Origin of the sequence: Hahella ganghwensis DSM 17046, from assembly GCF_000376785.1 — a bacterium.
GTDB lineage: Bacteria > Pseudomonadota > Gammaproteobacteria > Pseudomonadales > Oleiphilaceae > Hahella > Hahella ganghwensis.
This window is the reverse complement of sequence record NZ_AQXX01000131.1, coordinates 69,520-94,341: the sequence shown is the minus strand read 5'-3', so window position 1 is coordinate 94,341 and position 24,822 is coordinate 69,520. Positions and strand designations below refer to the sequence as shown.

Genomic DNA, 24,822 nt, shown 5'->3' with positions numbered 1-24,822 from the left:
AGGGTCTCACTTGTCCTGAACTTTCAATAATTCTACACGAGTGATTGAGACCCATGGTGATGGAGATTTTGTGGTAAGTATAACCACTTAGCAGATTCTGTGGGTTAAATTCCCATGTAACAAAACCTTGCAATCGTGTCTGTCCCTTCAATCTGAACATCCTGGTCCGAAAGGACTGTTTCATAAATCAGAATTGTATTTATGGGGAAAGACGCTACTCTTTCATGCTTTTTTTCATATTCTCGCCAAAAAGGTTCTCTTTTTAATGTCCGTGAATCCTCAAGTTCCTGAAGACAAGACCGTTTCCAGCACCAGGCTGACATTGCTTCTGGCGTCAGCGGTTGCGCTAGGGCCATTCACTATTGACACCTACCTGCCAGCCTTTCCCAGTATCGCCCAGTCTCTTGGTATTGAACTGCATGATGTGTCGCTGACTATCAGTATCTATATCTTCGTGATGGCATTCGGCCAGCTCGTGGGAGGCCCGGTTTCTGATCGTTACGGCAGAAAACTGGCAATGATGTCGGGGTTGGCGGTCTTTATGCTGGCGAGCCTGATGTTGGCTATGAGCGACTCACTGGAGTCGTTATTGTTCTGGCGGGCGATCCAGGCTTTTGGTGGCGGGTGGACCTCTGTATCCATACCAGCTATCGTCCGGGATCGCTGTAAGGGGAAGGAGGCTGCCAAGTTATTTTCCATGATCGGTCTGATTATGATCATTGCACCAGCCATTGCACCGACTGTGGGAAGCACCATTTTGACTGTCACCAGTTGGCGTGGCATTTTCATCTTCCTGGCAATTTATGGCGGAATCGTGGCGATCTGCCTGTGGACTGGATTGTTTTCGCGTATGCCACCTCATGTCCCTAAACCTCCGCAGAAACTTTTAAGCAGCTACTGGAGTGTGTTTACCCGCCCAATGGCGATCAGATTTATTGTGATTCAGGCCATGGTAATCAGCGTCATGATGATATTTCTGACGCATGCCTCATTTATTTACCAGGAGTGGTTCGGCTTAACGGCCTATACATTTTCGATCCTGTTTGCCGGTAATATTGCGGTCATGGCCTGCATGAATATTCTTGGGCGCCGTATGCTGAAGTTTTATGAGCCGGTTCAGGTTGTCAAACTGGGTGTTTCAATTCAGATCATGGCCGTGATACTTCTGTTGGTATCGGTCACCTGGATGCAGAGTCTGTATCTGTTCGCTCCGGCACTGATGCTGGCTGTTGGCTCTTTAGGTGCGGTAGCCCCCAATATACAGGCGAGCTATATGCACTTTTTTGAGCGTAACAGCGGCACTGCTTCAGCGTTGCTGGGAGCGATACCTATGACATTGAGTGGTCTGGTCAGTGGTCTGGCCACTTTATTGTCAGATTCGACCTTGAACCCTATAGTACTGTTAATGCTCGTCTGCGTTGTGGTGGGCTTGATCCTGGTCTGGCGTGCTCCGCAACTTTACCGGCAAGAGCTTGCTGAGGAAACTGACAACGCATCGCACTGATGCCGATAGCAATCGGGGGAACGGATATGGATCTTGGATTACAGGGTAAGACGGTGATGGTCGCGGCAGCCAGTTCCGGGTTGGGCCTGGCCATTGCCCGGCAATGTGCCCGGGAAGGGGCCAATTTGTCCATCATGAGCCGATCCCCGGAAAAAATTGCAGCGGCGGCTGACAGTATTCGTCAGGAATTTGGGGTGAAGGTGCTGGCTCAACCGGTGGATGCGCTGGATGCAGAAGGCATCCAGGGCTGGTTTGACAGGACGGTTGAATCACTCGGCATTCCGGATGCACTTTTGGTCAATGCCGGTGGGCCGCCTGCAGGGCAGTTTGACGACTTTGATGATGTGGCCTGGCAGGCAGCATTTGATCTTACCATGATGAGCAGTGTGAGGATGATTCGCTGTGCGCTGCCCCTTATGCGTCAGGCCGGGAACGGCAGTATCGTGGTAATTACTTCCTCCTCAGTGAAAGAGCCTATTGATATGCTGCTGTTATCCAATGTAATGCGCACAGGAGTGACGAGTCTTGTCAAAAGTCTTTCACGACAATGCGCTGTTGATGGAATACGGCTGAATACGATTATCCCCGGACGAATAGACACACCGAGGGTTCAGGCGCTGGATAAGACGGCTGCCGGTAAGAAGGGAATTACCGTGGCTGAGCAGAAAGCGTCTTCTGAGTCTTCGATCCCGCTCGGTCGCTATGGGCAGCCAGATGAATTTGCCCAGGCTGCCTGTTTCTTGCTTTCTGAGGCTTCAGGTTATGTGACCGGTACCGCCATGGTGGTTGACGGTGGCTCAATGAAATCCCTGTTTTAAGAGGTTGTTCACAACTCTCAGGCCAGATCAGGATAAAGGGATTACACTTAATAATAAAATGTTGCTTATTTGCAGAATGAGAGCCGAGATCAACTGAGGCCCGCCAGTTGGCGTTGAGATGCCGTCGTTTTAAAACACTGGTAAGTGACTGCGGTAAAAAAAGGTACGAGTATAGGTGATTAGAGCAATAGTGGCGCTGTACCGGCACGGCAAAGAGGGGGCTGTTGTCCACGCTCATCCTTTGCGGGTATTGGCCTGTCTGATAGTTCTGCTCATGCACTGCGCCATATTGGGAACTTCAGTATCCGCAGGCTTATGGTCCATCCTGTTGCTGCACACTTTGTTATATCCCCACCTGATTCATCTTTTTACCAAAACCGAAAAAGACGAACGTCGAAACATCCTGCTGGATAATTTCGCCTACGGGGCTTCTATTGCCATATGGGGGTTTAATCCCCTGGTAACCGTTGCCATGATCAGTAGTGCGACCATGAGCAATTTCAGTGCAGGGGGATTGCGGCTGTTGTTTGTTGGTACTTTCAGCATGCTGCTGGGTATGGTGATCGTGTCTGCCGTCTATGGTTTCTATTTCCGTGAATATCTGAGTCTGTTCGCCACCATCCTTGTTTGTTCGGCACTTTATATCTATATGCTGAGTCTGGGAGGAATGTTCTACAAGGTGAACCAGAAGTTGATCCGGGTGAAGAATCGTCTGGCCCAACAAAAAGAGACGCTCCAGGATATCAGTGAGCTGGCCCAGCGGGTCAATACCCATCTGGAGCTGGATGAGATTATGAAGCCTGTCCTGGCAACGCTTAGGCAGATGTACTCATTCGAGCAGGTTTATCTCACCTCCCTTAGCGATGATGGACAATGGGTGCATATCGAAAGGAGTTATGGTGATTATGTGTCCGGGGATATTCTTGGTGAGGTAGTGGGGATCGGCTTTTCAACCCGCGAGGAGGCAAAGAGTATCTTTGTATGGCCGCTGCTGAAGGATCGACAAGTCTATATTCCCAGAGCGGAACGCCCGAATCCTGACATTGCGCCTCCCATTGATATGGAGCTCTATGAACTTAAAGCGCCGATATCGGTCGCGTATTTTCCCCTCCATGTGGAAAACAAGGTGATTGGCGGATTCGCGATTTTCAACTATGAAAAGCCGCTGGAGCTGGACGAACTGGCTTTTCATACTATTGGTGATTATTTGGTCCAGGTCGGTACGGCGATCCGTAACGCGCGATTGCTGGAGAGGGAGAGAGTAGCGCGGGAGCAGGCAACCCAGGCCCAGCATGCAGCAGAGGAATCGGAAAAGGCGAAAAGCCGTTTTCTGGCAAATATGAGCCATGAAATCAGAACCCCCATGACGGCCATACTGGGATATGCTGAATCGCTCCTGGATCAGGATATCAGCCTGAAAGAAAGGCGTCAGTTTGCCGGTACAATTATCCGTAGTGGATTCCATCTCCTGACAATTATCAACGACATCCTGGACATCTCCAAAATTGAAGCAGATCAACTGGAGGTTGAGCGGATTGATATTAATATTGCCAATATCCTGGAAGAGCTGCGTTCACATCTTGGAATGCGGGCCAGCGAAAAAGCGCTCAGTTTCTCCATTACGCCGGTTTACCCCCTCCCGAAAACTTTTGTATCAGATCCTACAAGATTGAAGCAGATACTCTTCAATCTAGGTGCGAACGCGATCAAATTCACTCATCGGGGGAAAATTGATATCCGGGTCGCCTATGATAACGCCCATCATCTACTGTCTTTTGCTATTGAGGACACCGGTATCGGTATGACTCAGGAAGAGCTGGACCGGGTTTTTGAGCCTTTTGTTCAGGCGGATTCGTCTACTACCCGGCAGTATGGTGGGACTGGTCTGGGTCTCCATATTTCCCGGGAGCTGGCCAGATTGCTGGGCGGGCAGATCATAGCCAGCAGCAGTAAAGGACAGGGGAGTTGCTTTGTGGTGACGATAGATCCAGGACCAATGATCGGGGTGAAGTGGATCACCTGTGACGAAGAGCTTGAGCAGGCGACCGAAACCACGTCACTTGAGGCTGATCTGATTATTCCCCAGTTGCAGGGGAAGGTCCTGTTGGCCGAAGACAACCCGGATAATCAACATCTGATATCCCGGCTGCTAGGACAGGCCGGGCTGGATGTCAGCATCGTGAACAATGGCAGGGCCGCGATTGAGGCAATGGAGAAAGAACGCTTTGATCTGATCTTACTGGATATCCAGATGCCTGAAATGGGGGGCGAGGATACTGCCAGGCAACTGGTAAGAATCCACCCCCGCGTGCCGCTGATTGCCATTACGGCCAATGTCATGAAACATCAGGTTGAAGACTACCTCAGTGTCGGTTTCGATGATTACATCGCCAAACCGATTAATCGGCGGGTATTTTACCAGATCATCAGTGAGCATCTGCGTCCTAAAACCTATGCAAAGTCCTGCAATATTTTGATTGTTGAAGACAATGCCACCAACCAGTTGCTATTGAAGCGGCAAGTGGAAAGTGCTGCGGAACACGCGGAAATCAAAGTTGCGGTGAATGGTGATGAAGCCGTGAACATTGCCTCCAGTCAGCCTCAGGACCTCATTATCATGGATATTCAAATGCCGGTGATGGACGGTATGGAGGCGTTGAAAATACTCAGGGGACAGGGATACACCCAGCCGATTTATATGTTGTCCGGCAATGCCTCGATCTCGGATATTCAGGCCTCTCTTGAAGCTGGCGCGAATGGCCACCTGTGTAAACCTGTATCCAGGGACGAATTGCGTCAGGTGCTGTTCCGTCACCTGGGTTAACAGGTCGATATTGAGTTTTATTTGGTACCGTAGATACGATCCCCGGCATCTCCCACACCGGGACGAATATAAGCGTTCTCATCCAAGTGACTGTCGATGACGCCAGCGAAAACGGGCACGTCAGGATGTTCCTCGCGAAACAGGGCGAGTCCTTCAGGGGCTGCAAACAGGCAGATAAAACGGATCTCTTTAGCTCCCATGTCCTTGATCTTATGAACCGCTGCAGTAGCAGAGTGTCCGGTTGCCAGCATCGGATCGACGCAAATGATCGTACGTTGGTCCAGATCCGGTGGCATCTTGACGTAATACTCAATCGGCAGTTTGGTCTGTGGGTCCCGGTACAGGCCGATATGCCCAACACGGGCAGAAGGTGAGAGCTTCAATACACCTTCGGTCATACCGTTGCCGGCTCGCATAATTGTCACGACGCACAGTTTTTTGCCCTTTAAAGTAGGGCTTTGGGCGACCTCCAAGGGGGTTTCCACTTCCACCAGTTCCGTTTCCAGGTCGCGCGTGGCTTCGTAACCGATGAGAATACCAAGTTCCTCGACCAGCATTCTGAATTCTCTTGTCGGCGTATTCTTGTCCCGGAGACTGGTCAGTTTATGTTGCACAAAGGGATGATTGATCTCGTAAACGCCAGGGAATTTTTCAATCAGGGTGGTCTGCGTCATATCCATGCTCTCTTTCTTGATTAGGCAATGTCATTTCACAGCATGTCATTGCCATTACCTGGTGCCGCGGTATGCGATACCGTTAACAGACTCTAAAAACAGTAACTTAATAGCGTCGCTTTAAGATCCTTTAAAAGAGGTTCTTTTAAAAGAGTGTACCGTCAGCCTTGTATTTGATCGGCGGATTGCCACTCGGGGTGCGCGCAAACGCAAGCTTTCGTCCGGCTGTCCAGGTGCCGCCTTCCAGAACCTGCGCAAGCGTTAACGTAATTCCCTGGCCGGTCAGGCGCTCGTTGATGAGACTGGCAAGCTCATCTATCACGGCAACGGTCATGGCCCGGAGTTCGACCACTTCGGGGTCTGAGGGAGAGAAAACGGTGTCTGGAAAGTCTTCCCGCCGTGGTTTGAGCACACCCATGTCCAGCAGCAAACCTCCGTTTCTATACTCAGCCAGAGCCGTCAGTACTTGGTCATCGGTGGTGGACAGGCCAGTCAGGTGCCAGGCGTCAGTCAGGGAGTACAGCATCCATTGGGTCAGTTTGTGGAAGGGGATCAGATTGGCGCCGGGTTCATTCTTACCTACGCCGGGATATTCCCAGACATCTCCCAACGGGAGATCTCCGGAAATGCGTTCGGGCCAGATAACGGCCAGCAGTTTCAATAGCTCGTGAAACGCGGTGTCGATGGAAAGAGGCCCTTCCGACAGGCTTTTTAGATGGTCTGAGAGGCGGCCAAGGCGACCTTCCTGACCAAAAATGGCAGGACAGGTTGCAACCATTTGACCCAGTTGATGCAGCAGGGACAGACGTGCCTCCAGGCCAATCAATGGGTTCTTCTCTGACACCTGGAAACATTCAGCGAGCTGCTTACATGTTAGTGATTTCAGTCCTGCGGCATCCACCAGATAAGGTTTTCCACTTGCCGACAGATGGCCAGAAGCATAAAGCTTCAGGCTCGCCAGTCCCAAGCCTTCTGAACGGGTATAAGTCTGGCCGCTCACAATGTCGTTAAATTTCCAGTCGGCACCGGCTCCGGCATCCAGCAATACACTGACGATGGTCAGCTCAGTCGCGCAGCGTTGTAATTCGGCCGGAGCATCTGTGGTTGACGTTTCGGTCGCGCTGGCGATGGCCTGTGACATCTCCGACCAGCGATCAACGCCCCCTGCGGAGAAGTGCCGCCAGCGACTGTGTGGTGGAACGTCCAGCGAAGGATGGCTTTCACGGATGACCTGGACGACAAAATCGGCAACAGTCGGGAGCTTTTCAGCATAATATTCATAGCCGATCAACTCACCCCGGCGGGCCTTTTCGAGCACTTCCCGGCAACGGGAGCGAATGGTTTCGGCCCGCCAGAGATGAAGTTGTTCCGTGCTGTAAGCCATCTTATTCTTCGTGGCTTTATCTGATAATGATGGTTTATCCGACGATATCGTTCTTTCTGCGGATAACGTTTTCTCAGGTAATAACATAACTAATAGGCCTCCAGATCCCGACCGAACTTCTTGTTCAGAGTTTCATCGGTCACTTCCTTGCCGTCGGAAAAATAACCGGCCGCCATCTTGGCATCGATTTCCACTTTGGCATCTTCAGGAATCATCTCATCGGGGATCGTAATTCGGTTTTTGATTTGTATGCCCTGACTGGTCAGAGCGTCGAATTTCATGTTGCTCATGGAGGCCATATAATCAATACAGTTGACCCCCAGCCAGTGAAGAGGATCCGGCATCAGAGGCTGAAATCTCATGTCTTCCACACCGGCGATACACTCGGTACGCTGGAAATACGCAGAAGCGCGATCGCCACCCACTTGCCGTTTACGGGCGTTATAAACCAGGAACTTGGTAACCTCGCCCAAGGCCCGACCTTCTTTCCGGTTATACACAATGATGCCGACACCGCCCTGTTGTGCAACGCGGATGCAAACCTCAATGCCATGGGTCAGGTAGGGGCGGCAGGTACAGATATCTGAGCCGAATACATCGGATCCGTTACATTCGTCATGGACACGGCATGCCACTTCCCGCGCCGGATCCTGAATCGCCGTGTGGTCTCCAAACAGGTAAATGGTGGTACTGCCAATCGGAGGGAGAAATATGGGCAGGTCTGGTCGGGTAATCAACTCAGGGAACATGCCACCGGTGTGCTCAAACATGGCTTTACGCAGGATGGTCTCGTCCACGTTGATGCGACGCGCAATTCCGGGTAAATACCAGACCGGTTCCAGGGCAATCTTGGTCACATTGGCTTCACCAGTCTGTAGAAGAACTTTGCCATCTGCCTTGATCAGCCCCTGGCGGACACCGTACTGAATCTCCGGGATTGTGATTCGCGCTTTGGTAATCGCAACCGTCGGGCGTATATCCGTTCCCCGATCCAGCAAGTGTTTGAAGTCTGAGGCAACCCGGTGTCCCCAGGGATCAATGGAAACAATCTTGTCCTGTTCGGTCCATTGCGGGAAGGGGCCGATGTCGACCACCGGTTCAGTATTGGTCAGATCTGGCTTGTGCAAAGGAGAGAGGTCTCCTTTCGCGACGGCCATGGCGCGGTATACACAGTAGGAACCGGCATGGGAACCTATAGTGTTTTTGTCCGCAGGGTTAGTGATGGTGCCAATAACCGGCCCCCGCTCCTGGATGTTCGGTGCCCCCCAATTTACAGGATGTCTGACGCCACTGTGGGTGTGTGACGTTAATGAGATGGCACGAATATGTTGGTTTACTGCCATAGCCCTGTCCTCAGCTACTCGGTGAGCCCTCACCGATTTGATTGGTTGACTGCTTGCCCTTGCGGGTACGGTTAATTGCTTCCTGTACTGCTCCTGAAAATTTGTTCTGATTAATTGGTGTACTACTTTTTTACGACATTGTCATGACGTCAAATGTGGCTTTTTGCATCTCTCCTTATTTGCATCTCGAGTCTGTAAATCGTGGCTTCTTATTCTTTCTCTCGTATATGCCTTACATTTCTGCATTTTTTGTTCCAATCCTTGACTAATTGGTCAGGATTTAAAAAATACCTCTCTTGATACAGCCGGTGGGGAGCATTATTGGCTTTACCCAAGCTGTATAGCCTGTCTCCTTATCTGATATTAGAGAACGGGAGCGGCAAAATGCACCTTCTTTGGGCGCATTGAGGGTGATCGGTATGTTTTCGGAGCAGGCTGTCTTCCAGCAGGATCTCTGTGAGTGGGTTAATCTCGCTGATGGCTCCGGCTAGTTGGACTGCCTATAGCTATTAATACGAAGCATAAGGCTGTTCCTATCAACCAAATTCGCAACCTCCATCGCTGGATTTATATTCAGTGATGGCCTCGAGGCTTTATTACAGTATAGTTCCTCCTGGTCAGAATGGCCGGTTAATCGGCTGATGCCCCCTGATTGAATAATGAAAATGTCCGGAGATTTTATATGCCTGTCTACGAAATTCGACACCCTTTGATTCAACACAAAATTGGTCTGCTGCGGCGGGTTGATATCAGTACCAAGAATTTCCGGGAGCTGGCACAGGAAATATCCGCCCTGCTGACGTATGAGGCGACCAAAGACTTTGCACTGGAATCGGAGACGATTCAGGGGTGGGCGGGAGATGTCGAGGTACAGAAACTGTCAGGTAAAAAAGTGACCGTTGTGCCGATTCTGCGGGCCGGCCTTGGTATGTTGGATGGTGTGCTGTCGTTGATCCCCAGCGCCAAGGTGAGTGTTGTAGGGCAGGTACGTAATGAAGAAACGCTGGAAGCCAGCACATATCTGGAAAAACTGGTCGGCGAGCTAGACCAGCGTCTGGCACTGATCATAGATCCCATGCTGGCCACCGGTGGATCGCTTAACGCCACAATTGATCTATTGAAAAAAGCCGGTAGTGCAGAGATTCGGGCGCTTGTACTGGTGGCTGCACCGGAGGGCATCAAAGCGGTACAGGCACAACATCCCGATGTGGAAATATACACCGCCTCAATAGATAGCCACCTCAATGAAAAAGGTTACATCCTGCCGGGACTGGGTGACGCAGGAGATAAGATTTTTGGGACTAAACAGAAGGACGTCTAAACGATGAAAGAGTCCGAAAATTATTCGCCGGTCAATAATAGTGTTAGCCATGACACGCATATGAGTGACCCTCTCTGGAAGCAGGTTCTGGCTGGCTCCCAAATGCTTTTTGTGGCCTTTGGTGCGCTGGTTCTGATGCCATTGATTACTGGCCTGGACCCGAATGTGGCGTTATTTACTGCCGGTTTAGGGACCTTGCTGTTTCATATCATCACAGGTGGACAGGTACCGATATTCCTGGCTTCTTCTTTTGCCTTTATTGCCCCGATCATTGCGGCAAAAACCACCTATGGGTTGCCGGCCACTCTGGGTGGCCTAATGGCTGCCGGTCTGACTTATATGCTGTTTTCCGCCGTGGTGAAAATCAAAGGGACAGACATTCTGGATCGGGTTCTGCCACCGGTGGTAGTCGGACCCGTCATCATGTCCATAGGTCTGGGGTTGGCCCCTGTTGCTGTAAATATGGCGATGGGTAAGGCCGGCGACGGCTCAGCTGAACTGGTTCCCTACAGCACTGCGTTAATGATTTCAATGCCGGCACTGGCTGTGACCCTGATAGTTGCCGTTATAGGGAAAGGGATATTCCGTCTGGTTCCCATTCTCGTGGGGGTCGTCTTCGGCTATATTCTGGCTGCGCTCTTTGGCATTGTGGATACAGCGCCTATTGTCGAGGCAAGCTGGTTGGCGATACCGAATTTTGTCATGCCTGAACTTCATTGGGGTGCCATCCTGTTTATGATTCCGGTCGCCATTGCTCCCGCCATCGAACATGTAGGGGATGTGTTGGCGATCAGTTCAGTCACGGGTAAGGATTATCTGAAGAAGCCTGGCCTGCATAAAACGTTATTGGGTGATGGTGTGGCGACAGCCTCTGCCGCCATGTTTGGCGGGCCACCCAACACCACCTACTCGGAAGTTACCGGTGCGGTCATGCTGACAAAAAACTTCAACCCTAAAGTGATGATCTGGGCGGCAGTGATTGCTGTCTTGCTGGCGTTTATCGGTAAATTCGGCGCGGCCTTGCAGACTGTACCAGTCCCCGTTATGGGAGGAATTCTCTGTCTTCTGTTCGGTTCAATTGCTGTTGTGGGAATGAATACTCTGATTCGCCACCAGGTGGACCTGAGTGAAGCGCGCAATCTGGTGATTGTCGGCGTCACGCTGGTGTTTGGTATTGGAGGAATGGTGATCGGCCAGGGAGACTGGAGTCTCAAGGGCATTGCTTTGTGCGGTCTGGTTGCGATTCTGCTGAACTTGGTGCTGCCGATGCCCAAAGGTACCCAGACTCACCACATTGAGAAGGTCGACGATTTGGTGTAGCAACGATACAAAATATTTTGTTTTAATAGGCGCCGGTTGATACCGGCGTTTTTTTATGCGGGATAGGTGAAAGGTAGTAGCGGTAATTACTTATGCCAAAAAGCTTCTAAAAAAAAGAATGCCAGTTCACCATGAACACCCCTGGATGTCTAACCAGCGATGTAACAGGTTTAGACGAAGTATCAGGCCATGGAAGTAGGCTGGCCAAAAGCCGGCAAATAAAAAAAACACATTGCATAACATGCAATAAAAAGGAGTTCGACTGATGATAATAAAGTCCAAGTATATATCTTTCGCTCTATCTTCCGTCTTTCTTTCGACAGCTAGCAGTGCCTTTGCAGATTCAGATAGCAGCAATTTCCTACATGAGTACTGGAGTGGTACTCCCTCCTACTTTGAGTGCAAGTTCGGACGTTTAGGTAGTAGTCCCATTGGACTGCCCCGTTGTATGACGGCCGATAATATCAAAGAGCATCTTGAGATGTTGAATGATATTGCCCGTGCGAATAACGGCACCCGTGCCGCTGGCCTCAAGGGATATGATGATTCAGTAGACTACGTCATGAGTACGCTGGAAAAAGCCGGCTATAAACCAAAGCTGGACACCTTCCCATTCAACGCGTTCTACCCACAAGGTCCCGGAATTCTTAAGACCGTCGCTGGTGACTCCGGAACTGAGTATGAGTTTGAAGCTGATTTTAATTATCTGACTCAGACAGAAGGTGGTGACGTAACTGCAATGGTTGAAGCGGTTGACCTGGATCTGGGTCCGGACAATGCCTCAACCAGTGGCTGTGAACCAGAAGATTTCGATGGATTCACCGCTGGCAATATCGCGCTGATTCAGCGTGGTGCCTGTAGCTTCCAGCAAAAAGCTGAGAATGCGGCAGCTGCCGGAGCAGTGGGTGCAATTATCTTTAACCAGGGCAACTCTGATGACCGTAAAGGTCTGATCAATGCCACTCTGAGTGACGGTTATTCCGGTGGTATTCCGGTATTCTTCGCCACTTATGACAATGGCGTTGCCTGGACTGAAACCAAAGATCTGTCCATGCAAATGGTGGCGGACGTGATCCGGGTGCAAACCGAAACCGTTAACGTGATTGCTGAAACCCATGGCGGTGATCCAGACAATGTGGTGATGGTCGGTGCACACCTTGACTCAGTATTTGAGGGTGCCGGTGTCAACGACAACGGTTCAGGAAGTGCCGCTATCCTGGAAATGGCCATTCAGATGCGCAGAGCTCACGTGCACAACAAAGTGCGTTTCGCATGGTGGGGTGCTGAAGAAGCCGGTCTGGTGGGATCCACTGACTATGTGCTGAATCTGTCCCAGGAAGAGAAAGAGAAGATCAAGGTTTACCTGAACTTCGATATGATCGCGTCACCTAACTTTGCTTACATGATCTATGATGGCGATGGTTCTGACTTCGATCTGGAAGGTCCTCCAGGATCCAAGGCAACGGAGATGCTGTTTGAAGAATACTTCAAAATCCGCGGTCTACCTTCTGAAGGTACTCAGATCAGCTTCCGTTCTGACTATGCTCAGTTCTTCGAAGAGGGAATTGCATTCGGTGGTCTGTTTACCGGTGCGGAAGTTCCCAAAACTGAAGAGCAGGCAGCGAAGTACGGCGGTGATGCCGGTGTAGCGCTTGACTACTGCTACCATGCAGCATGCGACGACATCAATAACCTGAACCTGGAAGCGCTGGAAATCAATGCTGATGCAGCAGCCTTCGTGACCAGCTGGTTTGCTCGTACTACCCGTATAATTGATGAAGAAATCGAAGCAGCCAATGCGCCTACCATGTTCCGCATGATGAGCTCCAAGGTCGCTTACGACAAAACTCATTGGGGTAAATACTGGATCAAGTAAGTTTCATTGCTTGAACGAAAAAAGGGCCGTACGGCCCTTTTTTTATGTCTTAAAAATCCTTTGGAACAGGCTGGTAAATTTCAACCGGCTTTTTGTTCCAGCGCCGTTTCCCATTTGGATTCATAGCGCCCCACTGAGGTAAGCAAAGCCTGAAGTGTTGCGGTTGTTGTATCTTCAGCCAAGGCGGCGGCTGTGACGATCTGATCATTGATCTCTACTTTAATGCAGGCGAGAGCGTTCGCAGAAGTGCCCTCACTTAATGCAAACTCGTCATAGGCGTCAACCTTGATTGTGATCTGGAATCGATTCTGCAAAGCTTCAGCCAGAGCTTCAACTGCACCGTGGCCAAATCCACGCAGACCGGACACGACGGCCTCCTCACCAAATTCCACCTGTGCCTGTACGCCGTCATCGGTTCTGTGTAAATCGTAAGTCCGCAGACGCCAACCATTGGGAATATTCAGGTATTCTTCATCAAACAATCGATGGATTGAGTGTGAATCGATTTCCCCACCGGTTTCCTCCGCAGTTTTCTGTACAACTTTAGCGAATTCAATCTGCAGCCAGCGGGGCAGGCTGATATTGTAGTCCCGTTCCAGAATATGAGTGACGCCGCCTTTACCGGATTGACTGTTAATGCGCACCACTTCCTCATAGCGGCGACCCAGATCAGACGGATCAATGGGAAGATAGGCCACATTCCAGGGCTCATCCGCTTTACGGCGATGGAGGCATTTACGGATGGCATCCTGGTGGCTGCCGGAGAATGCGGTAAAGACCAGTTCACCCGCATAGGGGTGGCGTGGATGTGTGCTGATTTCAGTGCAGGACTCCACGGTATCGATAATCTCGGCCATGTTGGACAGGTCCACCTCTGGATCCACGCCCTGAGAGTAGAGATTCATGGCCATGGTGATCAGATCCATATTACCGGTCCTTTCACCATTCCCCATCAGAGTACCTTCGATACGATCTGCTCCTGCCATCACACCCAGTTCAGCGGCAGCCACTCCACAGCCTCTGTCGTTATGGGTATGCAGACTGACGATTACATGCTCGCGGTATTTTATACGGTCACAGACCCACTCTATCTGGTCGGCAAATACATTGGGGGTTGCCATTTCCACCGTGGCAGGCAGATTGATAATGACCGGCTGCCCCTGATCCGGGCGCCAGACGTCATTGACGGCATCCACGACTTCCACGGCGAAATCCAACTCCGTGCCGGTAAAGCTTTCAGGAGAATACTGGAAAGTCCATCTGGTGTCCGGGTATTGCTCAGCATGGCGTTTGACTTCACGGGCACCCTGTACGGCAATATTTTTGATGCCTTCGCGGTCCATGCCAAACACCTGCTCACGCTGGACGGTGGACGTTGAGTTGTAGACGTGGACAATGGCCTGAGGCACACCTTTCAGCGCTTCATAAGTTCTGGCGATCAGCTCCGGACGGGCCTGGGTCAGCACTTGTATTGTCACATCGTCGGGAATTCTGTTTTCTTCGATCAATTTACGACAGAAATCAAAATCTGGCTGACTGGCTGCGGGGAACCCGATTTCAATCTGCTTGAAACCGCATTTTACCAGCAAATCAAACAGGCGTTGCTTCTGCTGTACATTCATGGGCTTAACCAGTGCCTGATTACCATCGCGTAGGTCCACCGCACACCATAGCGGCGCTTTTTCGATCACCTGATCAGGCCAGCGACGGTCAGTTTTGCGAATGGGGGCAAATGCCCGGTATTTGCGATGGTCAAAGCTCATGACGATTTCCTTAATGGCTGCTTTTCACTAGGGTCTCTTGACGATTTTTGGCGTTGTATGTCAGGCGGGTGGTGCTCCATCCCGCCCCTCGGTCGTTCAGGGATGCTTTTGGCAAATCTGCACGCCGGTGTGCATCGGGCTTTTGGCCGTGGCACGATCTTAATGACCTGATCTGTAAATCAGATCGCTAGATTCAGTTCACCTTTTGAGTGTGAGGCATAGTGTAAGAAAACCGCTGCGCAAAGTGTTTGCGAAGTTTGTTATGAATGAACTATATTTGGCATTAAATTGCTAGAAAATATTGTTTGGTGAAATAAAATACCTCTATGTCAGAGAAGCTTGTTAAGATTGATCGAATTGACCGTCGTATCCTTGAGCTGTTGCAGAAAGATGGAGGGTTGTCGAACCAGGAACTCGCAGAGAAAGTGGGATTATCCGCCTCACCATGCCTGCGGCGGGTGAAAGCTTTGGAAGAGGCCGGCATTATTCTGAAGCGGGTGACGGTTCTGGAGCGAAAAAAACTCGGACTGGCGCTGACCGTTATTATTCTGATCGGTATGGATCGACATACACCGGAGAGGTTTGAGGAATTTGAAAGTCGTGTGGCCGAGTTGTCGGAAGTACAGGAATGCTACCTGATTACCGGGCAGGATGCGGATTATATGTTGAAAGTCGTCATACCGGATATGGATGCCTATCATGTGTTCCTGTTGAACAAGATTACTCGTATACCCGGCGTCAGTGGCGTCCACTCAAGTTTTGTGTTGCGGCGGGTTATCGACAGCATGGAATTGCCCTTGGCATACTGTTAGTTCTGTTTTTAGTGGGTTAAATAACCCTGTGTATCACTGGTGGTTCAAAGACGCTGGTCGATGATTGTCTCAATAGAATCATCAAATAATGCCAGGGTGTCGCCGATGAATTGGCCTACGGCACTTTGCAAACTGAAATGGAGTCTCTGATGGAATATTTACATACCATGGTGAGAGTATCTGATTTGGATGCCTCCCTGGATTTTTATTGTCAAAAACTGGGGTTGGTGGAAATCTCCCGCAAAGATAGCGAAAAAGGCCGCTTTACTCTGGTATTTCTGGCTGCCCCCGGAGATGAAGATCGGGCTCGGGAGAACAAGGCGCCTTTGGTCGAGCTAACTTACAACTGGGATCCGGAAGAATACACCGGTGGTCGCAACTTCGGGCATCTGGCATATCGCGTAGAGAACATATACGACATCTGTCAGAGACTGATGGACAAGGGAGTGATAATCAATCGTCCACCCCGGGACGGTTATATGGCGTTTGTCAGGTCGCCGGATAACATCTCAATTGAGCTGTTGCAGAAAGGTGAACCTCTGGCCCCGATGGAGCCATGGGCATCTATGGAGAACTTTGGTTCTTGGTAACGGGGTCGCTGGCCAGGTTCTGTATCGTTTAGCTTTTAATCATTCCTGCCAGCCAGGCAGGAATATACTGCTCAAGCCAAAACTCGGTTTTCCAGGGAATCCAACTTCCTGTCACAAAACCCACGTGACCACCACTCTTAGTCAGCACGAGAGTGACGCTATCGGGACACTCGTCGGAAGTTGGCGCCACATCGTTGGGCATAAACGGGTCATCCATAGCATGAATCAGGAGCGTTGGCGTTGCAATGTAGGGGACATACTGCCGGGCACTTGAGCGCTCGTAGTAATCCTCTGCTGAAACAAATCCGTGCAGTGGTGCCACCACCTGGTTATCAAACTGCCAGAAACTTTTCAGATCTGATAAGGGGCCAAGGTCGTCCAGGGCTTTCCAGTAATGATGTTGCCCGGTATGCAGAAACAGGTTTTTCTTCTGTTCGATGCTGCTTGTCAATTCCTGTATCAGACGCGTGCGATAGACTTTAGAGAATCCCCGGTCCAATTGGGTTGCGCATCTGGCTAACTGATACGGGGCTGAAACCACTATGGCAGCATTGATACAGGCTTGCTCTCCTTGCTCCCCCAGCCATTTGCACAGGGCATTTCCTCCCAGGGAATAACCGACTGCAATAATCTGACGAGTGGGAAAGCGGTGTCTCAAAGTACTCAACACAAAATGAATGTCCCCGGTTTCTCCTGAGTGGTAGGCCCGGGGAAGGCGGTTGGGACGACCAGAGCACCCCCGGAAGTTAACGGCAACAGAGCACCAGTTCTGTTCGCTTAATGCTTGCTGCAGGCCAAGGATATAGGGGCTGTTGCTTGAGCCGGTCAGTCCATGAAACAGAACGGCAAGAGGGCGGTGATCTATATCACCGGCGTTCGGACCAGAGGCTGAATTAAACCAGTCAAGATCGAGAAAATCGGTGTCGGGTAAAGTCAGGCGCTCTCTCGAACGCTGCAATAAAGGTGTTTTGCGGAACAGGGGAGCCCACATTGTTTGCAAGTGAGCATTTCGTAACCAGGGGGAGGGGGAAAATGGCATGGGATATCTAGCTGTCCATGGTAAGTGTAGAGCCTAGGGTAACTGTAGAGCACATAGCCAGCCCACGTGATTGGTCTCCCTCTCTACCTGAGGAGACGAATATAGCGGAATGACTGCTTCCAAGCATACGAAGCGGAGCGCGAAAAATCATCCTTTGTTTTAATGTCGAATAGGGCTAAAGTCAGAAAAGTGCCTGCAACTTTCAGCCTTGTTTTTGACTTCAACTGAATGTTGGCAGGTTTTTTATTGCCATTCTTTTTTAGCGGTCGGTGTTTTCAGTACCGCTACATTTTCAGATAGCAGGAGAAATTCTATGGACCCATTCATGCAGGCGGCAATTGATGAGGCCCGGAAAGGGCTCGAAGAGGGAGGTATTCCTATAGGCTCTGTCATCGTCCATGAGGGAAAAATCATTGGTCGTGGCCATAATCGCAGGGTTCAGCAGGGAAGTGTGGTGCTGCACGGTGAAATGGACGCTTTTGAAAATGCCGGTCGGCTTCCGGCGAAGGTCTATCAGGAATGCACACTGTACACAACACTATCACCTTGCCCCATGTGTTCCGGGGCTATTTTGCTCTACGGTATTCCCAAAGTGATTGTCGGCGAAAACAAGACTTTTATGGGGGAAGAAGAACTATTGCGCTCCAGGGGAGTGGAAGTCTCTGTACTGCAGAATGAAGACTGTATTGGCCTGATGAATGAGTTGATTGAGAAATCTCCGGAGCTATGGAATGAGGATATTGGGGAATAACTAAAGTAGACTAAAGCATGTCTCCCATGTATTGAGACTGAGGCTCTGCCAGCAAAGCTGTCTCGGCAATTGGCAGAGCAATTCCGCCTCCGCACTAATTTCCACCTCCGCACTAAATTCCACCGTATTTTCCCTGACTCTCGCTATGGTAGGCCTCTTCCTGCTGGGGAAGGCAGGTTAAAAAGTGAATTGATATTCAATTATTGTGATGGCAAGTCTATAATGGCTGGAAATTGAGGAGATAACCGAGCGAGCATATTTATGTCAGGCAACTACTTTGTGTCAGGCGACTGCCGGATTGCTGAAACTCATGATGTTTTCAACCAGCCGACAGCTTTGGAAGACTACAACGCCTATACCGCTGATAGCGTTCTACAGAGCTATGTTGACCAGTTTGGCGGCAGTTGGGGCAAGGATAGACTTGCGGACTATGGGCATAAAGCCGGTCATGAACTTCTTCGCGCCGGGTTTGATGCGAACAAGCATAAGCCGGAGTTTCAAACCCATAACCGATTTGGTCATCGGATTGATCAGGTGAATTACCACCCTGCCTATCATCAATTGATGCAGTCAGCCATTCAGGCTGGCCACCACAGCCTGCCATGGACTCAGCCTGGCCTGGGGGCTCATGTGGTGAGAGCTGGAATAGAATATCTGCACAGCCAGGCGGACCCGGGAAGTGGTTGTCCTCTGACGATGACTTTCGCCAGCGTGCCGGCGTTGCAACACCAGCCAGATATTGCCAGAGAATGGTTGCCGCGGATTACGGCGAACGTTTATGACGGCCGTAATATTCCTTTTTATGAAAAGGAGGGGGTCACTATCGGGATGGCGATGACCGAGAAACAGGGGGGGTCGGATGTCCGGGCCAATACTACCCGCGCCTACCCGTTGGGCCAGCCCGGACCTGGACAAGCCTATGAGATTGTCGGGCATAAATGGTTCTGTTCAGCGCCGATGTGTGATGCCTTTCTGGTACTCGCGCAGACTGATAACGGATTATCCTGCTTTCTGCTTCCCCGCTGGCGTCCGGACGGTTCAAAGAATGCCATGTACATACAGCGCCTCAAAGACAAAATGGGGAACGTTTCCAATGCCTCTTCGGAAGTTGAGTACCGGGGAGCCTTTGCCTGGATGATTGGTGAGGAGGGGAGGGGAGTCCGCACCATTCTGGAAATGGTCGCCATGACTCGGTTTGACTGTATGGTTGGCTCATCCGCCATAATGGGATTAGCCTCAGCACAGGCTCTTCACCACACCAGTGGTCGTGAAGTCTTTGGTAGAAACCTGCACCAGCAACCTCTGATGCAGAATGTCCTGGCTGATCTGGCTATTGAGTCTGAGGCTGCGCTGGCAATCAGTATGCGTCTGGCTTATGCACTGGATCATGCGAAAGAGGAATCTGAGCAACTGCTTGTCCGTATTGGCACGGCGATTGGGAAATACTGGATCTGCAAACGGGCTGCCCAACACACCTATGAATCCATGGAATGCATTGGTGGTGTGGCTGTGGTTGAGGACAATGTCCTGGCCCGGCTTTATCGGGAATCGCCGATTAATGCTATTTGGGAAGGATCGGGCAATGTGCAATGTCTGGATGTGGCGCGGGCGATAGAACGTGAGCCTCGGGTGGCGGATGCACTAATCCAGGAATTGGAAAAAGCAAAAGGCCACTTTGATCTGTTCGATACCAGATTGCATACCCTCAAGCAAAGACTTGCCGGGCATGAATTACAGGAATCCCAGCTCAGACGGGTTGTAGAATCCGCAGCCCTGTTGTGGCAGAGCGCCACCTTGATTCAGTACTCCATTCCGGAGGTGGCTCAGGCCTTTGTTCACAGTCGTCTGGGGGAAGGGGGGCATATGTATGGCACGCTTGACCAGAATGTTGAGCTGGAAACAGTTCTGCAGCGTGCTATGCCACAGGTTGGTCAATAATTCCTATGTGAATGTTGACTTGGACTTTCACAGGATGAAGTGCCTGTCTATGTCAGAAAGGGAGAGGAGTTTCGGTATCAGACCCTTTCCGACCTGATTGGCCGGAAAGGCGTTATCCCGGCCGGCATCAGCCTTTGCCAGAAATTTGATGATTCTTCCCCTGTACAGTGGGAATCTGAAAATCAGAATGCTGGGTTATGAGGACCTGGTATCCGTTTTGAAACCCCGTCAGCGTGAATTCGGTACATCTATCTATATCGCGGGAATCATCCTGTGTTGTCCTGCTTGAGAGCATCAATCGTCTGATTGATCAGCGTATTGAAGATGGCAGTATTGCAGCGATAATCTCGGCTTACCAATAGACGGTCCATTGTCATCCAGACCGATGGCACATTGTGCCGCTGAGGCATGTCGTCAGTTGATATGCTCGAAAGAAATTACCGGCTTGTCCTGTTGGCCAGGACATTCGTCGGAAAAATACCACACTTTACCTTCCTGCAGGCCGATGTCACCGTCGACCAGTTCAAAGCAACCTCTGTTACCGACTTTGACAAACTGTCGGCCTGTATGGTCCGTGTAGCTGGTGATCTGATTGTTAGAGTATGTCCCCGGCTGATTATAGATTTCCGCATCTTTTATCGCCTGGGTTAAGCGCCGGTCAAAACGTTCGGTGCCCGTTTCTGTTTCATCATCGGTAGTTTCTCTGGCAATAGATAGCGCGCTTTCCAGCAGAGATATCCCTGAATGTGGTTTAGGTTTTTGGCTGTCTGCCGCCAGTTCTGGCTGGGAAGGTGATGATTCAGTATTGGTATGGTCCTGCGAAGGAGGAGTATTTTCTTTATCGATCGGGGAAGGGCTGACAACCTCTGTTGAGGAAGAGGAGGCTGCTACGGAGGCTTGCGTTTTGTCTGCGTTTTTTATGGGTACCTCTGTGGCTGTTTCTGTTGATAGGTTTGACGATGTATCTGCTGCCACCTCTGAGTGGATTTCTCCAACAGCCGCCGTATTCACTTCGATTTGCAGAGTTGTCGTCTGCTGAACATGGTGAGGTTTTGGATATGACAGATAAAATAACGGTATATGCAGGCAAAGTGCCGCCGCGAGGGCGAAATAAAAAAAGTTCTTTTGTTCCGTTTCCCCGTATCGGGGAGTGGTCAGTAGCTCTGAAGAGTTCAGAGGTGGTATGTGGCTTTCCATCATCCGGTTGTGCCGAATATCCCTAAATCCCCATTTAACCTGAACCCGAAGACAACGACAACCTGTTCTGATTGGTGCAGGGTTACCGTTAGGTCATCTGGCGGTCACCCAATTTACTATTGCCACTGTTGGAAGTGCTCAAAGAAATCCAGGTAAAGGCTGCTCTCGTGAAATTGGTCTTTCCGCGCTGGCGAACTGTTCTCCGGTTATTTGAATCAGCTGGCTACATACCGGGAGCGTTAAACCAGGGTTGGCTGTGAAGAAATCTGGTTAAGGCAGAGATGAAAGCTTTGGCCCTGACAGATACGGCGCGCCGGTAGGGCCAGACGAGAGAGAAGTGTCTTTCCTGCCCTTGCCATTCGGGCATGACCCACACCAGTTTGCCTGATTGCAGATCATCATAGACGGCACTGAGCGGCAGCAGCGTTATTCCACCTCCTGCTTTAACGATATTAATCACCATGGAAAGGTCGTTGGAGATATAGCGGTGGGGTTTCTTCAATACGGTCTGCTGTCCATTCCGGTGAACCAACTCCCAATGATTGAGTATGTGTGTTGCGACAGTTTGCCGGTTTTCTAATTCGTTAATTGATTTAGGGGGCGTCTGTAAGTGAATCTCCTCAGGGGCAGCGACCAGTATCGTATTGATATATCCAAGAGTCTTCTGGATGAGTGCTGAGTCTGGTTGCTGTCCGATTCGTATAGCAACATCTGCCTGTGCGTGTTTAATGTCCACGAAATCGTTGCTTAATTCCATGGAGAGTTCAATTTCCGGGTATTCCTGGATGAACTCGTGCCAGAAGTTGTCCAGGGGCCCTACAGCAAAATTGGTCGGTGCCAGAATTCTCAGCGGACCTGCCAGACTGTTGAGCGTATCGTTAAGGCTTTCCATGCGCTGATCGAGAGATCTGATGAACTCCGCGCACTCGTTGAAGTAAGTCTGCCCCTCCTGAGTCATGCTTAAGCCACGGGGAGACCGATGTAATAAGCGACACTTCAGGTGTTCCTCCAGGCTGCTGAGTCTGCGTGAAACTGTGGCTACAGTCATATTCATTTTGGCCGCCGCCGCGGTCAGGCTGCCTTCCTCTGCCGTCACGATAAAAATCTTCAGTTCATCAAGCATTTTGCAAATATGTAAAATAGGTTTAAGGAAATGGCTATTCTTGCATAAATAATAGGGTGGTAGTCTTTGTTTGTACACTCGTTGTTTAAAACACCGGTGGAACGAACTCTGAAATTGACATCCATGGGAGAAACCATGACCGCCTACTACCTGACTGCCCACATACGCGTGATCAACTTTCATCAACTCAATGTGGCACGCAGTGAACTGAAACTGTTGCAGCAACACACCCGTGAGGAGCCAGGGTGTATTGAGTTTCGCTTCCTGGAAGATCGGGAGCACCCCGGTGATTTCTGGCTCTGGGAAGTCTGGAATGGAGAGGAAGGGTTACAGGCTCATTTGGATGCTCCGCATACCAAGCGGTATTTCGGACTTGGCCTGACGGATGTCCTGAAGGTGACAAAACTGGACGCGTTGGAGGAGGTCTGCTTATGAGCACTCGCTATCGTTTTTTCTTTTCTTTGTTTATGTCGCTGGTCCTGTCCCTGTTGATGACAGCCTGGGTGACCTGGATCAATCTTGGGGTTGTCGATGGATTTCTCATGAAATGGGGGACTGCTTTCATCACTGCCTGGCCGGCGGCTGCCACCATTTCCTACATATTCGGTCCCCGAATTCATCAGGTAACCACCTGGGTTATCGAAAATCAAAATAAACAGAAGGAAACAGACTATGGAACTGCGGAGAATCAACTATGAAGGATTGGAAGCTCCAGTTGGGCCCTACGTGCACGCAGTGAAACATGGTAATACCCTGTTTCTGTCAGGGCTGACGGCATTTGGTACGGAGGCGCATCATTCCTCAATCGCCCATCAGGCCAGTGTCATTTTTCGACAAATTGATACCATTGCTGCGGCAGAGGGACGAGGGCTGGAGCATTTGATTAAAGTAACTGTATTTGTGACTGAGCTGGAACATCTGGATGAACTGCGCAAGACACTGTTGGCGGTTTATGGGGCTCACCTCCCGGCCAGTTCGTTGCTCAAGGTTGAAAAATTATTTGACCCCGAATTAAAGATTGAAATTGAAGCGACCCTGGCAGTTTAGCGGCTGCCGGCGAAAAATTACGAGCATCGCCACGGATCTATCCACACCAACTGTCATCATCCTGTCATCGTATTATGATTTCTAAGCCCCTGGAAAATGGGGCTTCCCAAATCCTGCCGCCATTTTCCTCCAAGGCGAAAAAAATCGAACAACTGTTCCGGTAATGACTGGACAGTTGTTGTTTTTTTATGCTTAAAATTGAATGTGTATTCAATAAAAACAGTTTCGGTTGAAACTTAACCGAACAAAAAGAATCTTTGCCGGAAACAAATGTTGGCGGATCTCTGCCGCATTTTGCTGTCGTCTTCGGATGTAACCTCCGGCAAACACACCAAGATACGAGGAACCACTATGTCCTTTTCTCGCAGACAGTTTGTTAAAGGCGCCATGTTGGCCGGAGCTGCAGCTGCCTCTCCGTTTTATATCAACAAGGCGTTGGCTGCCTCCAAAGAACTCAGGATCTATGCCTGGGCGGGTTATATCACCGATGAAATGCTGGCGGACTTCAAAGAGAAAACCGGTATCAATGCCACTTTCACACCCTATGGAACCAATGACGAGCTGATGAACTCACTGCGTGCCACCGACGGTACCGGGTTTGACATCATCATGCCGACAGTGGACAGGGTTCCCGGCTACGTTGATTTCGATCTGGTCCAGCCCCTGGATACCTCACGGATTAAGTGGAACGGATGTCTCGACAGCGCGATGAGCGGCTCGGAAGTCGGCGGCGTGGTAGATGGCAAGCGCTACTTCGCTCCATCTGACTGGGGAACAGAAGCCATCAGTTTCCACACCGAATATGCCAAGGTTGACCCTAAAAATCTGAGCTACGGGGACCTGTGGAATCCTGAACATGATAGCGGCGTGGCCGTTCGTGGTCACTCTGCGTTGGTGGGAATCGGCCTTTGGCTGGAGCAGCAGGGTAAACTGCCGCATCCGCTGTTGGATTCCTACAAAAACGAAAAGGCTATGCGTGCCAACTTCGACGTCATCCTGAAAACGGCTGTGAAGCACAAAGGCATGATCGCCCAGTTCTGGTCGACCGAGAATGAGGCACAGGGTGCATTCAGAACCAACGGTGCGGTCATCGGACAAACCTGGGACAGCACGGCTTTTAACCTGATGAAGGAAGGTGAGCCGATTGCTTACAGAGCGCCAAAAGAAGGTGCCCTGGCGTGGATGGAAGGCTTTGTTATTCCCAAAAACGCCAACAACGTGGACGCGGTGTATGAGTTCATTAACTGGTACTACACACCGGAAGCGGGCGCCATGTTTGTGGAATCCACTGGTTACAACTCTACTTCCAAGGGGGCAGATGCACTGCTGCCTGAAGCGACCAAGAAGTTCTTCCAGGAATCCTACACCGAGCAGGATCTGAAGAACCTGTGGTGGTGGCCGATCCAGGAGCCATGGTATGTGGCCCTGCGTAATGAATATCAGGACCGTTATCTGTCGGCCTGATAACCGACCCTTCGAAGCCCCTGGGATGTCCGGG

Annotated in this window: 21 protein-coding genes; 14 read left to right on the top strand and 7 right to left on the bottom strand. The window is 50.5% G+C overall.

Features of this window, described 5'->3' with window-relative positions:
- The first annotated feature begins 265 nt into the window (after nucleotides 1-265).
- From F566_RS0121600 to F566_RS0121590, 3 genes are all read left to right on the top strand, one after another.
- On the top strand, nucleotides 266-1,504 hold the full coding sequence (locus F566_RS0121600) for a multidrug effflux MFS transporter (RefSeq protein WP_020409119.1): 1,239 nt from the start codon (nucleotides 266-268) through the stop codon (nucleotides 1,502-1,504).
- Between the two features lie 26 nt (nucleotides 1,505-1,530).
- The gene (locus F566_RS0121595; RefSeq protein ID WP_026180212.1) at nucleotides 1,531-2,322 is read left to right on the top strand and encodes an SDR family oxidoreductase; all 792 of its coding nucleotides are present in this window, start codon (nucleotides 1,531-1,533) and stop codon (nucleotides 2,320-2,322) included.
- A gap of 175 nt (nucleotides 2,323-2,497) precedes the next feature.
- Entirely contained in the window at nucleotides 2,498-5,146 is a 2,649-nt protein-coding gene (locus tag F566_RS0121590) for a response regulator (RefSeq protein WP_245555285.1), read from the top strand.
- Between the two features lie 17 nt (nucleotides 5,147-5,163).
- Here the strand turns inward: F566_RS0121590 and upp (F566_RS0121585) are convergent, their stop codons facing one another.
- From upp (F566_RS0121585) to F566_RS0121575, 3 genes are all read right to left on the bottom strand, one after another.
- Complete coding sequence (gene upp, locus F566_RS0121585; protein ID WP_020409116.1) at nucleotides 5,164-5,826, bottom strand: uracil phosphoribosyltransferase; 663 nt, start codon at nucleotides 5,824-5,826, stop codon at nucleotides 5,164-5,166.
- A 139-nt stretch (nucleotides 5,827-5,965) separates the two neighbouring features.
- On the bottom strand, nucleotides 5,966-7,291 hold the full coding sequence (locus tag F566_RS0121580) for a DUF1688 family protein (protein WP_020409115.1): 1,326 nt from the start codon (nucleotides 7,289-7,291) through the stop codon (nucleotides 5,966-5,968).
- A gap of 2 nt (nucleotides 7,292-7,293) precedes the next feature.
- A complete protein-coding gene (locus F566_RS0121575; RefSeq protein ID WP_020409114.1) occupies nucleotides 7,294-8,547 on the bottom strand; it encodes a GTP cyclohydrolase II in 1,254 nt (417 codons plus the stop codon).
- 682 nt (nucleotides 8,548-9,229) lie between these two features.
- On the opposite strand from F566_RS0121575, the gene upp (F566_RS0121570) reads away from it, so the two are divergent.
- The 3 genes from upp (F566_RS0121570) (at nucleotide 9,230) to F566_RS0121560 (ending at nucleotide 13,064) form a co-directional block, all read left to right on the top strand.
- Nucleotides 9,230-9,868 (top strand): uracil phosphoribosyltransferase, encoded by a 639-nt coding sequence (upp, locus tag F566_RS0121570; protein WP_020409113.1) that lies wholly within the window; start codon nucleotides 9,230-9,232, stop codon nucleotides 9,866-9,868.
- A 3-nt stretch (nucleotides 9,869-9,871) separates the two neighbouring features.
- A complete protein-coding gene (locus tag F566_RS0121565) occupies nucleotides 9,872-11,188 on the top strand; it encodes a uracil-xanthine permease family protein (RefSeq protein ID WP_020409112.1) in 1,317 nt (438 codons plus the stop codon).
- Nucleotides 11,189-11,636: 448 nt separating this feature from the next.
- Nucleotides 11,637-13,064, top strand: coding sequence for a M28 family metallopeptidase (locus tag F566_RS0121560; protein ID WP_020409111.1), 1,428 nt, complete (start codon nucleotides 11,637-11,639; stop codon nucleotides 13,062-13,064).
- 80 nt (nucleotides 13,065-13,144) lie between these two features.
- Here the strand turns inward: F566_RS0121560 and leuA are convergent, their stop codons facing one another.
- Nucleotides 13,145-14,827 (bottom strand): 2-isopropylmalate synthase, encoded by a 1,683-nt coding sequence (gene leuA / locus F566_RS0121555; protein WP_020409110.1) that lies wholly within the window; start codon nucleotides 14,825-14,827, stop codon nucleotides 13,145-13,147.
- Between the two features lie 326 nt (nucleotides 14,828-15,153).
- Here leuA and F566_RS0121550 point away from each other — a divergent pair, with 326 nt between their 5' ends.
- Nucleotides 15,154-15,639, top strand: a complete 486-nt coding sequence (locus F566_RS0121550) for an Lrp/AsnC family transcriptional regulator (RefSeq protein ID WP_020409109.1) — start codon at nucleotides 15,154-15,156, stop codon at nucleotides 15,637-15,639.
- Between the two features lie 149 nt (nucleotides 15,640-15,788).
- Entirely contained in the window at nucleotides 15,789-16,229 is a 441-nt protein-coding gene (locus F566_RS0121545) for a VOC family protein (protein ID WP_020409108.1), read from the top strand.
- 28 nt (nucleotides 16,230-16,257) lie between these two features.
- Here F566_RS0121545 and F566_RS0121540 read toward each other — a convergent pair whose 3' ends face one another.
- Nucleotides 16,258-17,268 carry a hydrolase gene (locus F566_RS0121540; protein WP_026180207.1) on the bottom strand — a complete coding sequence of 337 codons (1,011 nt, stop codon included), beginning with the start codon at nucleotides 17,266-17,268 and terminating at the stop codon, nucleotides 16,258-16,260.
- Nucleotides 17,269-17,581: 313 nt separating this feature from the next.
- Between F566_RS0121540 and F566_RS0121535 the strand changes: the two genes are divergently transcribed.
- Nucleotides 17,582-18,019 (top strand): nucleoside deaminase, encoded by a 438-nt coding sequence (locus F566_RS0121535; protein WP_020409106.1) that lies wholly within the window; start codon nucleotides 17,582-17,584, stop codon nucleotides 18,017-18,019.
- Nucleotides 18,020-18,280: 261 nt separating this feature from the next.
- Nucleotides 18,281-19,957 carry an acyl-CoA dehydrogenase family protein gene (locus F566_RS0121530; RefSeq protein ID WP_020409105.1) on the top strand — a complete coding sequence of 559 codons (1,677 nt, stop codon included), beginning with the start codon at nucleotides 18,281-18,283 and terminating at the stop codon, nucleotides 19,955-19,957.
- Between the two features lie 414 nt (nucleotides 19,958-20,371).
- On the opposite strand, the gene F566_RS0121520 is transcribed toward F566_RS0121530, so the two are convergent.
- Both F566_RS0121520 and F566_RS0121515 read right to left on the bottom strand, forming a co-directional pair.
- On the bottom strand, nucleotides 20,372-21,157 hold the full coding sequence (locus tag F566_RS0121520) for a hypothetical protein (RefSeq protein ID WP_020409102.1): 786 nt from the start codon (nucleotides 21,155-21,157) through the stop codon (nucleotides 20,372-20,374).
- A gap of 220 nt (nucleotides 21,158-21,377) precedes the next feature.
- Nucleotides 21,378-22,277: a LysR family transcriptional regulator gene (locus tag F566_RS0121515; protein WP_020409101.1), complete on the bottom strand. Its 900-nt coding sequence runs from the start codon at nucleotides 22,275-22,277 to the stop codon at nucleotides 21,378-21,380.
- A 135-nt stretch (nucleotides 22,278-22,412) separates the two neighbouring features.
- Here F566_RS0121515 and F566_RS33720 point away from each other — a divergent pair, with 135 nt between their 5' ends.
- The 4 genes from F566_RS33720 (at nucleotide 22,413) to F566_RS0121495 (ending at nucleotide 24,788) form a co-directional block, all read left to right on the top strand.
- A complete protein-coding gene (locus F566_RS33720; protein ID WP_169334456.1) occupies nucleotides 22,413-22,712 on the top strand; it encodes a putative quinol monooxygenase in 300 nt (99 codons plus the stop codon).
- Nucleotides 22,709-22,975, top strand: a complete 267-nt coding sequence (locus F566_RS0121505) for a DUF2798 domain-containing protein (RefSeq protein ID WP_020409099.1) — start codon at nucleotides 22,709-22,711, stop codon at nucleotides 22,973-22,975. Before F566_RS33720 ends, F566_RS0121505 begins: the two co-directional genes overlap by 4 nt.
- The gene (locus F566_RS0121500) at nucleotides 22,950-23,324 is read left to right on the top strand and encodes a RidA family protein (RefSeq protein WP_020409098.1); all 375 of its coding nucleotides are present in this window, start codon (nucleotides 22,950-22,952) and stop codon (nucleotides 23,322-23,324) included. Before F566_RS0121505 ends, F566_RS0121500 begins: the two co-directional genes overlap by 26 nt.
- A 351-nt stretch (nucleotides 23,325-23,675) precedes the next feature.
- Nucleotides 23,676-24,788, top strand: a complete 1,113-nt coding sequence (locus tag F566_RS0121495) for an extracellular solute-binding protein (protein WP_020409097.1) — start codon at nucleotides 23,676-23,678, stop codon at nucleotides 24,786-24,788.
- The last annotated feature ends 34 nt before the right edge of the window (nucleotides 24,789-24,822 follow it).